The following is a 13,685-nucleotide window of genomic DNA, read 5'->3' on the forward strand; positions in this document are numbered from 1 at the left end:
GCTACAAACGTTGATAAAGCGACAGATACTCTTTCGCCGCCACCGGCCAGCCGAAGTCCACGCTCATGGCGTGGCGCTGAACGTGGCGCCAGTGTTTCGGCCGGCTCCACAGCACCATGGCGCGGCGGATGGCGTTGCCCAGCGCGACGGCATCGCAATCGTCGAACACGAAGCCGCTGGCAGTGCCGTCGGCCAGATTTTCCAGCGCGCAGTCCACCACCGTGTCTGCCAGCCCGCCGGTGCGGCGCACCAGCGGCAGCGTGCCGTATTTCAGGCCGTAGAGCTGCGTCAGGCCGCAGGGTTCGAAGCGGCTCGGCACCAGAATCACGTCGGCACCGCCGATGATGCGGTGGGAGAAGGATTCGTGATAGCCGATCTGCACCCCAACCTGCTCGGGATAGTCGGCGGCGGCGGCCAGAAACGCCTGTTGCAGCACCGCGTCGCCGGCGCCCAGCAGCGCCAGCTGCCCGCCCTGCGCCAGCAGTTCAGGCAATGCCTGCAGCACCAGGTCCAGACCTTTTTGGCTGGTCAAGCGGCTCACTACCGCGAACACCGGCAGCGATTCGTCCACCTTCAGCCCCATGGCCTTTTGCAGATGCAGCTTGTTTTTGACCTTGCTTTTCAGATCGTCGGCGTCGTAGCGGGTACTCAGCCGCGGGTCGTGGGCCGGATCCCAAATCTTGTCGTCCACCCCGTTGAGGATGCCGCTCAGCCGGCCCTGCCGCTGCCGTTCCTGCAGCAGCCCCTCCATGCCATAGCCGAACTCCGGCCGGGTGATCTCGCGCGCATAGGTCGGGCTGACGGCGGTCACGTGGTCGGCATAAAACAGCCCGGCCTTGAGGAACGACATCTGGCCGTAGAACTCCAGGCCATAAACGTCATAAAACGACGCCGGCAGCCACAGCTCGGTCACATGATGGGCGGAGAACAGCCCCTGATAGGCCAGGTTGTGCACCGTGAACACCGAGCGCGCCGGGTGGCCGTTGGCGGCCAGATAGGCGCAGCTCAGGCCGGCGTGCCAGTCGTGGGCGTGCACCAGCTGCGGGCGCCAGTAGCGATCCAGCCCCTTGGCCAGCTCGCAGGCCATCCAGCCCAGCAGCGCAAAGCGGCGATGGTTGTCGGGGTAGGCGTACATGGATTGGTCGTGGTACGGGCTGCCCGGCCGGTCATACAGCCAGGGGGCGTCGATGAGATAGATGCCCACGCCATGGTAGGTGCCGTAACGCAGGCCCACCCGGCCGGCGAACGAGTCGATTTCCGCCACCAGCACGGTGTCCGGAATGCCGTTGCGTACGTCAGGGAAAGCGGGCAATAGCACCCGAACATCGGCGCCTTCGGCGATTTGCGCCGCCGGCAGTGCGCCAACCACGTCTGCGAGTCCGCCCGTTTTCAGCAGGGGGAACATTTCAGAACATACGTGTAAGACCTGCATTATCACTCCTGAAAGTCGGCCGAAGGCCTCTGGATAAGAAATAAAGCAGGCTTGCCGCTGTTATGTTTGCCGCGTTGCGCAAGCCATCGAACCGTTCATCAGGCGGCAGGCTATCGTTCTGCCGCCCACGTTAACTCACAATTTTGACAACATTTCGCGCGTCACCAGCACGATGCCGCCTTCCGAGCGATAAAAGCGCTTGCTGTCCTCATCGGCGTTTTCCCCGATCACCATGCCCTCCGGAATGTGGCAGGCGCGGTCGATGATGCAGCGCCGCAGGCGGCAGGAACGGCCGACGTTCACGTCCGGCAACAATACGGTAGAGTCGATGGTACAGAACGAGTTCACTCGCACGCGCGGGAACAGCACCGAATGCACCACCACCGACCCGGACACGATGCAACCGCCGGACACCAGCGAGTTCATGGTCATGCCGTGGCTGCCGGAGCGATCCTGCACGAACTTGGCCGGCGGCAGCGGCTCCATGTGGGTGCGGATCGGCCAGGCGCGGTCGTACATGTCCAGCTCCGGCGTTACCGACGCCAGATCGAGGTTGGCGCGCCAGTAGGCGTCCAGCGTGCCCACGTCGCGCCAGTACGGCGGCAGATCGGGGTTGGAGGTCACGCAGGACAAGGTAAACGGATGCGCCCACGCCGCCTGTTGCGCGGTGATTTTCGGGATCAGATCCTTGCCGAAATCGTGGCTGGAGCCGGGGGTCGACATATCCTCTTCCAGCAGCTGGAACAGGTAGGCGGCATTAAAAATATAGATGCCCATGCTGGCCAGCGACATATCCGGGTTGCCCGGCATCGCCGGCGGATCGGCGGGTTTCTCCAGGAACTCGATAATGCGGTCGCTTTCATCCACCTTCATCACGCCGAATTCGCCGGCTTCGCTGCGCGGCACCGGCAGGCAGGCCACGGTGCACTGGGCCCCCTTCTCGACGTGGTCGATCAGCATGCGCGAGTAATCCATCTTGTAGATATGGTCGCCCGCCAGGATCACCACGTATTCGGCCTCATAGCGGCGGATGATGTCCAGATTCTGGTAGACCGCGTCGGCGGTGCCTTTGTACCAATGTTCGGTGCTGAGGCGTTGCTGGGCCGGCAGCAGGTCGACGAACTCGTTCATCTCTTCGTTGAGGAACGACCAGCCGCGCTGAATGTGCTGCACCAGCGTGTGCGACTGGTATTGGGTGATCACGCCGATGCGGCGGATGCCGGAGTTCAGGCAGTTCGACAGGGCGAAATCGATGATGCGGAATTTGCCGCCAAAGTGGACGGCGGGCTTGGCGCGGGTGGAGGTCAAATCTTTCAGGCGCGAGCCGCGGCCGCCGGCCAGGATCAGCGCTACGGATTTAATCGGCAGCTGGCGCGCCAACATCAGGGGGTCTTTATTTTCAAACCTAACCATAGCGGACTCCTTTTATTATTTCCGTACCAGAACGCAAAGCGAGCGCGCGTCCTGGTGCCAGGCGGGTAACACCGCCCGTGAGTCTTCCTGAGTGAACGGAGCGACAACCTGCCAATCGCCTTCCGGCAACCTCATCTCCACCGTTTGCGGCGTGGCGTTGACCAGCAGCAGCCAGCGCTGCGACAGCAGGATCTGCATGAACAGATCGCCTTGCTCCCACTGCTGCGCGTCGAGCGGCTGGCCTTGTGCGTTCAGCCACTGCACGCTGCCATCGTCCTGCTGCCACCAGCGGTCCTGTTGCAACGCGGGGATCCGGCGGCGCAGCGCGATCAGCGCCGCGACGTAATCGGTCAGCGCGTCATCCGCCGTGGACCAGTCGAGCCAGGTGGTGGCGTTGTCCTGACAATAGGCGTTGTTGTTCCCCTGCTGGCTGTGTCCCTGTTCATCGCCGGCCAGCAGCATCGGCGTTCCCTGGGACAGCAACAGCGTGGCGAGCATCGCCCGCTGGCTGGCCCTGCGGCGTTGCACAATGGCGTCGTCGGCGACCAGGCCTTCCACGCCGTGGTTGTTGCTGAAATTACGATCGCTGCCGTCGCGGTTGCCTTCGCCGTTCGGCTGATTGTGTTTCTCGTTGAAGCTGACCACGTCCTGCAGGGTAAAACCGTCATGGGCGGTCAGCATGTTGACGGTGGCGTAAGGCGCTCGCCCGCGCTGGTTGTACACATCGCTGGAGGCGGCAAAACGCCGGGCGAACTGGCCGAGCGACACGCCGCTCTGCAGCCAGAAACGGCGCATGTCGTCGCGGTAATGGTCGTTCCATTCGGCAAAGCGGCCGGGAAACGCCCCCACCTGATAGCCGCCGGGGCCAACGTCCCAGGGTTCGGCTATCAGCTTGCAGCGCGACAGCACATCGTCCGCCAGCATCGCCTGGAACAGCGGCGCATCGCGATCGAACCCCGGCGTGCGGCCGAGCACGCTGCCCAGATCGAAGCGGAAGCCGTCGACGTGGCACTCCCGCACCCAAAAATGCAGGCAGTCCATCACCCAGGCCACGCCCTGCGGCTGATCGAGCCGCAGGGTATTGCCGCAGCCGGTGTCGTTGACGTAGTCCCCTTCCGGCGTCAGCCAGTAGTAGCTCTGGTTGTCGATGCCGCTCAGCGACAGCATCGGCCCGTCCATATCCAGCTCGGCGCTGTGGTTGAACACCACGTCGAGGATCACCTCGATGCCGGCTTGATGCAGCGCCTTGACCGCATCGCGAAATTCGTTCAGCGGCGTGCCGTCGGTGCTCAGGCTGGCGTAGCGGTTGTCCGGCGCATAGGGCGCCAGCACGTTATAGCCCCAGTAGTTGATCAGCCCCAGCCGCTGCAGACGCGGTTCGGAGGTATGTTGCTGCACCGGCAGCAGTTCCAGCGCGGTGATGCCGAGGCGTTTGAAGTGGGCGATCATCACCGGGTGCCCCAGCGCGGCGAAGCTGCCGCGCAGCGCCGGCGGGATCTTCGGGTGCAGCAGCGTCAGGCCGCGTACGTGCGCTTCGTAAATCACCGTCTGCCCCCAGGGCGTGGCGGGCGGGCGATCGTCCTGCCAGTCATAGCATTGGTCCACCACCACGCATTTCGGCATCAGCTCGGCGCTGTCGTGCGGATCCGGCCGATCGTAACCGCCGTGCAGGTGCGGGTGGTCCGCCACCGGCCCTTCCACCGCGCGCGCGGCCGGATCGAGCGCCAGCTTGTTGGGGTTGAACCGCTGTCCGTTCGCCGGGTCGAACGGGCCGTAGACCCGGTAACCGTAACGTTGTCCCGGCTTGCCGCCCGGCAAATAGCCATGCCAGATATCGCCGCTGCGCGCCGGTAGCGGCAGGCGCACCTCACGCTGCTGGCCGTCGAACAGGCACAGCTCCACCCGCTCGGCGTGCGCCGAGTACAGGGTAAAATTGATGCCTTCTCCGTCGTAATGCGCGCCCAGCGGCGCGGCGAGGCCGGCCGTCAGCTCCGTCATGGCGCCTCCCGCAGCAGATAAATGGTCGCCAGCGGCGGCAGCGTCACGCAGATGGAAAAGTCGCGGCCGTGGCTGCCGACCGCTTCGGAAGAGACCCGCCCCTGATTGCCGGCGTTGCTGCCGTGATAGTGGTGCGAATCGGTATTGAGGATCTCGCGATAGTCGCCGGCGCGGGAGAGGCCGATGCGGTAGCGGTAGCGCGGCACCGGGGTAAAGTTGCTGATGGCGATCAGCTCATTGCCCTGCGAATCGTAGCGCGCGAACGCGAACACCGAGTTGTCGTGATCGTCGACCACCAGCCACTCGAAGCCGTCCGGGCGATAGTCACGCTCATACAGCGGCGCCTGCTGCCGGTAGCAGTGGTTCAGATCGCGCACCAGCCGCTGCACGCCGTTGTGCCAGTTATCCAGCCCTTCCAGCAAATGCCAATCGAGGCTGGTATCGAAATTCCACTCGCGCCCCTGCGCAAACTCGCAGCCCATAAACAGCAGCTTTTTGCCCGGATGCGCCCACATAAACCCGTAGTAGGCGCGCAGGTTGGCGAACTTTTGCCAGGCGTCGCCCGGCATGCGGTCGAGGATCGATTTTTTGCCGTGCACCACTTCATCGTGCGAGATCGGCAGCACGAAGTTCTCGGTATAGGCATACAGCATGCCGAAGGTCATCTGGTTGTGGTGATACTTACGGTGCACCGGATCGCACTTCATGTAATTGAGCGTGTCGTGCATCCAGCCGAGGTTCCATTTGTAGTGGAACCCCAGACCGTTGGCGTCCGGCGGCAGGGTGACGCCGGGGTAGTCGGTGGACTCCTCCGCCAACGTCACCGCGCCCGGCTGCGCCTGGCCGATAGTCTGGTTGGTATAACGCAGGAAGGCGATCGCCTCCAGGTTCTCGTTGCCGCCGTAGTAATTCGGCACCCACTCGCCGTCGGCGCGGCTGTAGTCGCGATAGATCATCGACGCCACCGCATCGACCCGCAGCGCGTCGATGCCGAAGCGCTCCAGCCAATACAGCGCGTTGCCCGCCAGGTAGTTGCGCACCTCGTGGCGGCCGTAATTGTAGATCAGCGTATTCCAGTCCTGATGGAAGCCCTCGCGCGGATCGGCGTATTCGTACAGCGCCGTGCCGTCGAAGTTTGCCAGGCCGTAGGCGTCGCTCGGGAAGTGCCCCGGCACCCAGTCGAGGATCACGTTGATGCCCGCCTCATGCGCCGCCGCCACGAACGCCCTGAAATCGGCCGGCGTGCCGAAGCGCCGGGTTGGCGCATACAGCCCCAGCGGCTGATAGCCCCAACTGCCGTCGAACGGGTGCTCGTTGATCGGCAGCAGCTCGATATGGGTGAATCCCATGTCCTTCACATAGTCGATAAGCTGCACCGCCAGCTCGCCGTAGCTGAGCCAGAAGTGGTTGTCGGTGTGACGACGCCATGAGCCGAGATGCACCTCGTAGATGGCGATCGGCTGGTCAAAATCGTTGGCGCGGCGGCGCGCCTGCGTCGACGGCACCACCTCCGGCAGCGGCGCCACCAGCGAGGCGGTGTCCGGGCGCATCTGCGCCTCGAAGGCGTAAGGATCGGCTTTCAGCTGGGTATTGCCGTAGCAATCGACGATTTCATATTTGTACAGCTGGCCGGCCCGCACGCCGGGCAGGAACAGCTCCCAGATGCCGTTTTCACGCCGCAAACGCATCGGATGGCGGCGGCCGTCCCAGAAGTTGAACTCCCCCACCACCGAGACGCGCTGGGCGTTAGGCGCCCAAACGGCAAAGCTGACGCCGTCGACGCCATCCAGCGTGGCGAGGTGAGCCCCCAGGCGTTCATAGGGACGCAGATGCGTACCCTCGGCCAGCAGCCAGCTGTCGATATCCTGCAGCAGCGGGCCGAACCGGTAGGGATCGTCGACAGTCTGTTGGTGATCGCGCCAGCTGACCTGCAGCTGATAGCGGAAAGGATTTTTGCGCCGCGGCACCACGGCGCTGAAGAAGCCGCGCGGATCGTCGCAGTTCAGCTGCGCCAACCGCCGGCCGGTTTGCTGCTCAATCAGCCAAACTTCGGTGGCGTCCGGCAGCAGCGCACGCACCTGCAGACCGTTATCGGTCGCATGCATGCCAAGCAGAGCAAAGGGATCGGCGTAATGGCCGGAGATGATCTGATCAATCACGTCACGATCGGGAAGTACAGGCATAGTCTTCTTCCTTAGATTAACAGCATGATCTAAGCACGGCTTGTTGGTTATTCCTTGGCCGTTTTGGTCATCATGCAATGCATTCGGACTCTAAAGCGTGATTGCGGTCGGTTATTGACCAATCTTTACTCTGCCGACCTGAATTTCGCTCTTTATGCTTATTTTTTGAAATATTTCAGTCATGGTGAAAAATTGTTCGCCCATGCGTTAAGCATAGCCAATGTCTGTTAAAAACTGCTCAGCATTGCTCAGGAAAATTCTTCATTAAGAAAACTGCCAGCCCGGCGGCTTCTGCATGCGGCGGTCGACGAGGAGATATGCGGGGTGGAGCCCGGTGAAACGAGGCTTGCGGTGACGTTACCCGGCGCGGTGCGCGGCGAACAAAAAAGCGGAAAATGAGGCTTTAGGGGGCTGAAATCAGCCAGCCCCCAGGAAGTGCGGGTTTACAACAGGATACGCAGCATGCGGCGCAGCGGCTCAGCCGCGCCCCACAGCAGCTGGTCGCCCACGGTGAACGCCGACAGGTACTCCGGCCCCATATTCAGCTTGCGCAGACGGCCGACCGGCGTATTCAGCGTACCGGTCACCGCCGCCGGCGTCAGTTCGCGCATGGTCAGCTCACGGTCGTTCGGGATCACGCGCACCCAGTCGTTGTGCGTCGCCAGCATCTGCTCGATTTCCGGCAGCGACACGTCTTTTTTCAGCTTCAGGGTGAACGCCTGGCTGTGGCAGCGCAGCGCGCCGACGCGCACGCACAGACCATCGACCGGGATCACGCTGCCGGTGTTCAGAATCTTGTTGGTTTCCGCCTGACCTTTCCACTCTTCACGGCTCTGGCCGTTGTCGAGCTGCTTGTCGATCCACGGGATCAGGCTGCCGGCCAGCGGCACGCCGAAGTTATCGGTCGGCAGTTTGCCGCTGCGGGTGGCCTCGGTCACCTTGCGCTCGATATCCAGAATGGCGGAGGCCGGGTCCTGCAGTTCCTTCGCCACGTCGGCGTGCAGCATGCCCATTTGAGTCAGCAGTTCGCGCATGTGGCGCGCGCCGCCGCCGGAGGCCGCCTGGTAGGTGGCGACCGACGCCCACTCCACCAGATCGTTGGCGAACAGACCGCCGAGCGACATCAGCATCAGGCTGACGGTGCAGTTGCCGCCGACGAAGGTTTTGATGCCTTTGTCCAGGCCCTGCTGAATCACCGCGTGGTTGACCGGATCCAGGATGATGATGGCATCGTCCTGCATGCGCAGCGAAGAGGCCGCGTCGATCCAATAACCCTGCCAACCGCTGGCGCGCAGCTTAGGATACACTTCGTTGGTATAATCGCCGCCCTGACAGGTAATAATGATATCGAGCGCGCTCAGCGCGTCGATGTCATACGCATCCTGCAGCGTGCCCTGCTGGCCGCCGAAGGCCGGCGCGGCAGAACCGTGCTGCGAGGTGGAGAAAAAGACCGGGCGAATGGCGTCGAAATCGCGCTCTTCCGTCATGCGTTGCATGAGAACCGAGCCGACCATTCCGCGCCAACCGATGAAACCAACGTTTTTCATAATATCTGTTTCCCGCCCGGATAAGGGCTATGTAGGTGATAACGAGTTGTGTGCAATATCTCCTCACCTTACAAAATGTCGGCGCGGGCGCAAAGTGAATTTATTCGATGGCTGAGGATTTCTCAGCAATCCTTCTTATAGGCAAGGACGCGGCCGGAAAGGCCGAGGCGTTTTCCCGATCACGAGGTCACCATGACAGAGATGATTTCCGCTACGGTATTGCTGTTTTTAATTATGGATCCGCTGGGCAATCTGCCGATTTTCATGTCGGTGCTCAAGCACCTGGAGCCGCGCAGGCGCCGGGTGGTGCTGATCCGCGAGCTGCTGATCGCCCTGCTGCTGATGCTGATTTTCCTGTTCGCCGGCGAGAAAATTCTGGCGTTCCTCAACCTGCGCACCGAAACCGTCTCCATTTCCGGCGGCATCATTCTGTTTCTGATCGCCATCAAGATGATTTTCCCGTCTCAGGAGGGCAACAGTTCGGGGCTGTCCGCCGGCGAAGAGCCCTTCCTGGTGCCGCTGGCGATCCCGCTGGTGGCCGGGCCGTCGATTTTGGCAGCGCTGATGCTGCTGTCGCACCAGTATCCGCATCAGCTGCCCCATCTGGTGGCGGCGCTGTTGATCGCCTGGGGTCTCTCTGCGGCCATTTTGCTGATGTCGAACCTGTTCCTGCGCCTGCTGGGCAGCAAAGGCGTCAGCGCGCTGGAGCGGTTGATGGGGCTGATTCTGGTGATGCTGTCGACCCAGATGTTCCTGGACGGCGTGCGGGCTTATATGAAGCTGTAGGCGCCTGACGGCGCCGACGACGGCCCGCGCTTAGCGGGCGGTGATGCGGTTGATGCAGGCGAGCGTGTCGGCGACCACGCCGTCCAGCGGCTGGTTGATGTCGATCGCCTGCACATCCGGCTCCTGCTCGCCCGGCTCTTCCAGCGTGGCGAACTGCGAAACCAGCATCTGCGGTTTGAAGAAGTGGCCTTTGCGCTGTTTCAGGCGCTCCTCAATCACCGTTTTATCCCCTTTCAGGTAGAGGAAATGCAGGTTGCGATTGCCTTCGCGCAGGCGGTCGCGATAGCTTTTTTTCAGCGCCGAACACACCAGCAGCGACACCGGATTGGTGCGTTGCATGGCGAAGATGGCGTCGTTGAGCGCAGCCAGCCACGGAGCGCGATCGTTGTCGTCCAGCGCATGCCCGGCGGCCATTTTGTTGATGTTGGCGCGCGGGTGCAGGTAATCGCCGTCCAGCATGGCGGCATCGGCTTCCCGGGCGACGGCGCTGGCCACGGCGGATTTACCGCTGCCGGACACCCCCATCAGGATAAATACGTGATTCTGCGGATTACTCATTGTGTCATGCCCTTATGGGAACTGGCGCGAGCGCGCCAAATGCGTCCCAACTGATAAAGATACTCTGGAACGCCGACGCCCCGCAGGGCGTCGGATAACGATTATACGACCGTCGCCAGCAGCAGGCAGCCCACCAGGCCGCACACCGAGATGATGGTTTCCAGCACCGACCAGGATTTGATGGTTTCCATGATGCTCAGGTTGAAGTACTCCTTGAACAGCCAGAAGCCCGGATCGTTAACGTGCGAGAAGATAACGCTGCCGGAACCGACCGCAATCACCATCAGCTCAGGGCTGACGCCGGTGGTGGCGATCAGCGGGGCGACGATGCCGCCGGCGGTGATCGCCGCCACGGTGGCGGAACCCAGCGCCAGACGCAACGCGGCGGCGATCGACCAGGCCATCAGGATCGGCGAAACGTTGCTGCCTTCCATCAGGCCGGCGATGTACTGCTCGACGCCGCTGTCCACCAGCACCTGTTTGAAGGCGCCGCCGCCGCCGATGATCAACAGCATCATGGCGATGATTTTAATCGAGTCGGTGATGGTGCCCATCACTTCATCCATGGTGCGGCCGCGGTTCAGGCCGAAGGTGAAGATAGCGATCAGCACGGCGATCAGGGTCGCCATCACCGGGTCGCCGAAGAACTCGGCGAAGCGCAGCAGGCTGTGGCCCTTCGGCAACACCATTTCAGCCACCGCGCGCAGCGCCATCAGGATCACCGGCACCAGCGACGTGGCGACGCTGACGCCAAAGCTCGGCATCTCTGCTTCGGTAAAGGTTTTCGGGTTGTACAGGCCTTCCGGCACCGGCTTGTCGATGCCTTTCAGGAAGCGGGCATAAACCGGGCCGGCCAGGATCACCGTCGGGATCGCCAGCAGCGTGCCGTACAACAGGGTTTTACCCATGTCGGCATGGAAGATGGTGGCGATGGCCGTCGGGCCCGGGTGCGGCGGCAGGAAGCCGTGGGTCACCGACAGCGCGGCGGCCATCGGCACGCCGACGTACAGCAGCGGGATGCGCGCGGAGGCGGCGATGGTGAACACCAGCGGCAACAGCAGCACGAAGCCCACTTCGTAGAACAGCGCGAAGCCGACGGTGAAGCCGGTCAGCACCACCGCCCATTGAATATGTTTTCTGCCGAACTTGTCGATCAGCGTGGTGGCGATGCGCTGTGCGCCGCCGCAGTCCGCCAGCAGTTTGCCGAGCATGGCGCCGAAGCCCATGATCAGCGCCAGGCTGCCCAACGTGCCGCCCACGCCGGCCTTGATGGAGCCGATGACCTTATCGACCGGCATACCCTGTGCGATCCCGACCGCCAGAGCAACCAGCACCAGAGAGATAAAGCCGTTCAGCTTGAAGCGGATCATCAGCAGCAGCAGCAGCGCTACGCCGCCTGCAACAATCACTAATGGCATAATTTTTCTCCAACCTTTTATCGCGACTCTCTTTACGATAGGCGTAAAGCGTGCGGTTGTTTTATTTTTAGGCTCTTTCCCGGTGTTTAAGAAGAGCTGTAGGTGTTGTTGATTCAGAGGTTCAGTCTTGCAGCAAGATGACCGCACGCTCGTTGTTACCGGTATCATGATACCGGTAACAACATGAGCGCCGGAACCGGGTAAGCGGCTAAAATTCGCGTTCTGGGACAGAGATCAAACTTATGCCGGCAACGACCGGCGGGCTTACAGGCGGGATAACCCGCGCGCCTCAGGGCGCGCTGCAAAAAGAAAGGGTGTTAAAACAGAACGTTAAAATGGCTCAGATACTGCCGCCGGGGATCACGGTGAAACCGACGTCCACCATGCGCGGGCACACCGTTTCGCCGCGCAGCCGGGCCAGCAAGCGCTCGGCACCGATCTGCCCCATGCGTTCGCGCGGCGTCAGCACGCTGGCCAGCTTAGGCACCATCACCTGGCCGATATCATGGCCGTGGAAACCGGCGATCGCCATGTCCTGCGGGATCGACAGCCCCTGTCGCTGGCACTCGAAGGCCGCGCCGATCGCCAGGTCATCGTTGGTGCAGAAGATACTGTCGATCTGCGGATAGTCGCGCTGCGCCAGGCGCAGCAGCTCGCCGCCGGCGGAATAGGAGGAAGAACGCGCGGTCATGATGCTGTACGGCTCCAGGCCGGATTCGCGCATCGCCTGCTCATACCCCTGCTGCTTGATGAGGGTACGTTCATCCTGACGGGCACCGAAATAGACCACGTGACGGTGGCCGTGCGCGATGATCTGCTGGGTCATCTGGCGCGCCGCCTCGAAGTTGTTGAAGCCCACCGCCAGATCGATGCACGGCGAGACGCAGTCCATCAGCTCCACCACCGGAATGCCCGCCACCTCGATCATTTTCAGGGTGCGCGGCGTGTGATGGCGCTCAGACAGGATCAGGCCGTCGATATTGTAAGAAAGCAGCGAGGTCAGACGCTCTTCTTCACGCTCCGGCAGGTAGCCATAGTGCGCCAGCATGGTCTGGTAGTTGTGCGCGTCGGTGACGCTTTCGATGCCGCGCAGCACTTCGGCGAACACCTGGTTGGTCAGCGACGGCAACAGCACGCCAATCGCCCGGCTGGTGGCGTTGGAGAGGATGTCCGGCGCGCGGTTGGGGATGTAGCCCAGCTCATCCAGCGCGACGGCGATTTTTTGCTGCAGGGCGGCAGAAACCTGGTCGGGATTGCGCAGATAACGGCTCACCGTCATCTTGGTCACGCCCACCTTGTCCGCCACATCCTGGAGTACCGGCCGTTTTTTCTTCATTATCAATGAACTGACTAACCGTGAATGGGCAGTCATTTTAGCAAAAAAAACGGCGGGCCGATATTGTCGGTTATGCGACGGCCAACGCAAAAAGGGCTCACAGCGTGAGCCCTTCATACGGTGACCAAGGGGAAAAAGCGTGGTTTTTCCCCTTTGTGATTGTCAGCCGAAAATCAATAAATTGATTTTCCTTGTTTTTATATGCTGCCGGCTTTCAGGCGGGCAACGTCATCAGGCTTGTCGTTAACCTCAAGGGCTCACAGCGTGAGCCCTTGAAATTTACCGCTTAATCACACCGGCGGCAGATCGAACAGCAGGATTTCGCTCTCTTCGTCGGCCTGGATCGTCAGCGCCGATTCATCCCACACCGCAAATGCGTCGCTGATGCCGGCGGCCTGGCCGTTGACCGAGACCTTGCCGCGCACCACCTGGATCCAAATGCGGCGGCCGGCGGCGATCGGGTACTCACCCTGTTCGCCTTTATTCAGCGCCCAACGCGACAACGTCATATCCTGGAACACCTTCAGCGAACCGTCGCGCGCATCCGGCGACAGCACCAGCTGACGGCCCTGCGGCGCGTCGAACATGCGCTGCTCGTAGCGCGGCTCCAGCCCGACCTGATCCGGAATGATCCAAATCTGGTACAGGTGCAACGGACGATCCTGATTGGCGTTGTACTCGGAGTGACGCACCCCGGTGCCTGCGCTCATGATCTGGAATTCGCCGGCCTGGATCTGCTCCTTGTTGCCCATGCTGTCCTGGTGTTCCACCGTGCCGCTCAGCACGTAGGTCAGGATTTCCATGTCTTTATGCGGGTGGGTACCGAAACCCTGCCCCGCGTCGATCACGTCTTCGTTGATCACCCGCAGCGCCGAGAACCCCATAAAGTTCGGATCGTAGTAGTCGGCAAAAGAGAAGGTGTGCCAGCTATCCAGCCAGCCATGATTGGCGTGGCCGCGGTCTTCCGCTTTACGTACATAAATCATATTCAACTCTCCTCAATGTTTTTTTACA

10 protein-coding genes are annotated in these 13,685 nt (G+C 61.9%); 1 reads left to right on the forward strand and 9 read right to left on the reverse strand.

Going from position 1 to position 13,685, the window contains the following annotated elements; all coding sequences use genetic code 11:
• Window position 1 precedes the first annotated feature (1 nt).
• The 5 genes from glgA to asd all read right to left on the reverse strand — a co-directional run bounded on the left by glgA (window position 2) and on the right by asd (window position 8,573).
• Window positions 2-1,432: a glycogen synthase GlgA gene (glgA, locus tag V8N38_RS24110; protein ID WP_049202834.1), complete on the reverse strand. Its 1,431-nt coding sequence runs from the start codon at window positions 1,430-1,432 to the stop codon at window positions 2-4.
• Window positions 1,433-1,567: 135 nt separating this feature from the next.
• The gene (glgC, locus tag V8N38_RS24115; protein WP_004930810.1) at window positions 1,568-2,845 is read right to left on the reverse strand and encodes a glucose-1-phosphate adenylyltransferase; all 1,278 of its coding nucleotides are present in this window, start codon (window positions 2,843-2,845) and stop codon (window positions 1,568-1,570) included.
• 15 nt (window positions 2,846-2,860) lie between these two features.
• A complete protein-coding gene (gene glgX / locus V8N38_RS24120) occupies window positions 2,861-4,843 on the reverse strand; it encodes a glycogen debranching protein GlgX (protein WP_060441399.1) in 1,983 nt (660 codons plus the stop codon).
• Complete coding sequence (gene glgB / locus V8N38_RS24125) at window positions 4,840-7,026, reverse strand: 1,4-alpha-glucan branching protein GlgB (protein ID WP_060441400.1); 2,187 nt, start codon at window positions 7,024-7,026, stop codon at window positions 4,840-4,842. Before glgB ends, glgX begins: the two co-directional genes overlap by 4 nt.
• Before the next feature lie 443 nt (window positions 7,027-7,469).
• Entirely contained in the window at window positions 7,470-8,573 is a 1,104-nt protein-coding gene (asd, locus tag V8N38_RS24130; RefSeq protein WP_016930397.1) for an aspartate-semialdehyde dehydrogenase, read from the reverse strand.
• 192 nt (window positions 8,574-8,765) lie between these two features.
• Between asd and V8N38_RS24135 the strand changes: the two genes are divergently transcribed.
• Window positions 8,766-9,359, forward strand: coding sequence for a YhgN family NAAT transporter (locus tag V8N38_RS24135; protein ID WP_025159894.1), 594 nt, complete (start codon window positions 8,766-8,768; stop codon window positions 9,357-9,359).
• Between the two features lie 30 nt (window positions 9,360-9,389).
• Here the strand turns inward: V8N38_RS24135 and gntK are convergent, their stop codons facing one another.
• The 4 genes from gntK to V8N38_RS24155 all read right to left on the reverse strand — a co-directional run bounded on the left by gntK (window position 9,390) and on the right by V8N38_RS24155 (window position 13,657).
• Window positions 9,390-9,917: a gluconokinase gene (gene gntK, locus V8N38_RS24140; protein WP_033649350.1), complete on the reverse strand. Its 528-nt coding sequence runs from the start codon at window positions 9,915-9,917 to the stop codon at window positions 9,390-9,392.
• Between the two features lie 101 nt (window positions 9,918-10,018).
• On the reverse strand, window positions 10,019-11,335 hold the full coding sequence (gene gntT / locus V8N38_RS24145; RefSeq protein ID WP_033636339.1) for a gluconate transporter: 1,317 nt from the start codon (window positions 11,333-11,335) through the stop codon (window positions 10,019-10,021).
• A gap of 340 nt (window positions 11,336-11,675) precedes the next feature.
• A complete protein-coding gene (gene gntR, locus V8N38_RS24150) occupies window positions 11,676-12,671 on the reverse strand; it encodes a gluconate operon transcriptional repressor GntR (protein WP_084827088.1) in 996 nt (331 codons plus the stop codon).
• Window positions 12,672-12,961: 290 nt separating this feature from the next.
• Window positions 12,962-13,657 (reverse strand): pirin family protein, encoded by a 696-nt coding sequence (locus V8N38_RS24155; RefSeq protein WP_038873615.1) that lies wholly within the window; start codon window positions 13,655-13,657, stop codon window positions 12,962-12,964.
• Window positions 13,658-13,685: the final 28 nt, after the last annotated feature.

This window comes from Serratia nevei, assembly GCF_037948395.1.
Lineage (GTDB): Bacteria > Pseudomonadota > Gammaproteobacteria > Enterobacterales > Enterobacteriaceae > Serratia > Serratia nevei.

What these genes read in the sequence shown, in the direction of transcription:
- glgA (WP_049202834.1), bottom strand. Translation starts at nt 1,432, where the DNA reads ATGCAGGTCTTACACGTATGTTCTGAAATGTTCCCCCTGCTGAAAACG.
- glgC (WP_004930810.1), bottom strand. Translation starts at nt 2,845, where the DNA reads ATGGTTAGGTTTGAAAATAAAGACCCCCTGATGTTGGCGCGCCAGCTG.
- glgX (WP_060441399.1), bottom strand. Translation starts at nt 4,843, where the DNA reads ATGACGGAGCTGACGGCCGGCCTCGCCGCGCCGCTGGGCGCGCATTAC.
- glgB (WP_060441400.1), bottom strand. Translation starts at nt 7,026, where the DNA reads ATGCCTGTACTTCCCGATCGTGACGTGATTGATCAGATCATCTCCGGC.
- asd (WP_016930397.1), bottom strand. Translation starts at nt 8,573, where the DNA reads ATGAAAAACGTTGGTTTCATCGGTTGGCGCGGAATGGTCGGCTCGGTT.
- V8N38_RS24135 (WP_025159894.1), top strand. Translation starts at nt 8,766, where the DNA reads ATGACAGAGATGATTTCCGCTACGGTATTGCTGTTTTTAATTATGGAT.
- gntK (WP_033649350.1), bottom strand. Translation starts at nt 9,917, where the DNA reads ATGAGTAATCCGCAGAATCACGTATTTATCCTGATGGGGGTGTCCGGC.
- gntT (WP_033636339.1), bottom strand. Translation starts at nt 11,335, where the DNA reads ATGCCATTAGTGATTGTTGCAGGCGGCGTAGCGCTGCTGCTGCTGCTG.
- gntR (WP_084827088.1), bottom strand. Translation starts at nt 12,671, where the DNA reads ATGAAGAAAAAACGGCCGGTACTCCAGGATGTGGCGGACAAGGTGGGC.
- V8N38_RS24155 (WP_038873615.1), bottom strand. Translation starts at nt 13,657, where the DNA reads ATGATTTATGTACGTAAAGCGGAAGACCGCGGCCACGCCAATCATGGC.